The 1,298-nt window shown below is 57.1% G+C and carries 2 protein-coding genes; both read right to left on the bottom strand.

What is annotated here, in order from left to right; all coding sequences use genetic code 11:
• Nucleotides 1-639 (bottom strand): TipJ family phage tail tip protein (gpJ, locus tag FTE26_RS07160; RefSeq protein ID WP_042634556.1); only part of this gene is annotated, 639 nt, incomplete at its 3' end.
• Nucleotides 640-699: 60 nt separating this feature from the next.
• Nucleotides 700-1,248 carry a tail assembly protein gene (locus FTE26_RS07155; protein ID WP_000847699.1) on the bottom strand — a complete coding sequence of 183 codons (549 nt, stop codon included), beginning with the start codon at nt 1,246-1,248 and terminating at the stop codon, nt 700-702.
• Nucleotides 1,249-1,298 lie beyond the last annotated feature (50 nt).

The raw sequence follows: 1,298 nt of genomic DNA, 5'->3' as shown, positions 1-1,298 counted from the left end.
CGGGTAGCACTGTTTCACATCGATGATTTCGGTGTATGACGACCAGAGCGTTTTGTTCTGCAGCTGGTCTGTGGTGCTGTCCGGCGTCATCCTGCGCATCCGGATGTTGAACGGGCGCGGCGGCAAATTATCCACCACTACCGAGGCCAGATACTGCGAGGTGGTTTTGCCCTTAATGGTGATGTCTTTTTCCGTCACCCAGCCACCGTTACGTTGTATCTGAACCAGCAGGCGAACTTCCGACGGATTCCTGTCCCCCTTTGAGGTGGTTTCCACCAGTGCCTGCACACCGAAGGTAAAGCGCAGACGGTCAATGTTTGCCGACGTGATGGTCCGGGTGATCGGCGTGTCGTATTTCACTTCCGTACCCAGTACCGTCTCGGAACCTGATGATTCAAATCCCTCCGGCGGTGTCTGTTCCTGCTCACCTGCCCGGAACACCACCGTGACACCGGAGATGTTAGTATTCCCCTCACTGTCCAGCACCGGTGTACTGTTCAGCAGCACGCTTTTTAATCCATCCACCGGACCTTCAACCGGCCCTTCGCTGATGGCATCGATCACACTCAGCAACTGCGTGGACTTCAGGTTGTCCTTTGCTTCGCGCGGGGTATGCCCCTTACTGCTGCCTTTACCCATTCCTCACGCTCCATAAACGACAAAACCGCCCGGAGGCGGTTTCACATAAAACATTTTGCATCAGCGACCAATCACCACAACCTGACCACCGTCCCCTTCGTCTGCCGTGCTGATCTCCTGAGAAACCACGCGTGACCCCACGCGCATTTCACCGTACAGAACCGGCAGAACATTGCCCTGGGCAACCATGTTATCCAGTGAGGAGAAATAGGTGTTCTGTTTGCCGTTATCTGTACTGGCTGCCGTGGGCGTCCTGGCTTTCGGTGCCAGCATCTGCGCCACTCCGCCCAGGATCATACTGGCCCCTGCCGCATACATGCCCGATACAGCCGCGGCCCCCAGCCAGCCCACAGGGTTCCACCATGCCACCGCAATCAGCGCCGCCCCAAGCACCACCTGAAACACACCGCCACTTTTAGCTCCCGCCAGACGCGGCACGATGTGGATCACGGCACCATTTGCCAGCGGCTCATTAAGACGGGCAGATAATTCATTTTCGCCTGCATCACGCCCGGCAATGCGCACCTGATACCAGCCCTCATTCAGTTTCTGACGAAACACCGGGAGCTGTGTGGCCAGTGCCCGGATGGCTTCAGCCCCCGTTTTCACACGAAGGTCGATACGGCGACCAAATCGTTGCAAATCCCCGTAAAGGCAGA

This window comes from Escherichia sp. S10b (assembly GCF_028421345.1).
Classification (GTDB): domain Bacteria; phylum Pseudomonadota; class Gammaproteobacteria; order Enterobacterales; family Enterobacteriaceae; genus ECMA0423.
The sequence above is the reverse complement of the archived record's forward strand: the minus strand, read 5'-3'. Positions and strand labels throughout refer to the sequence as shown.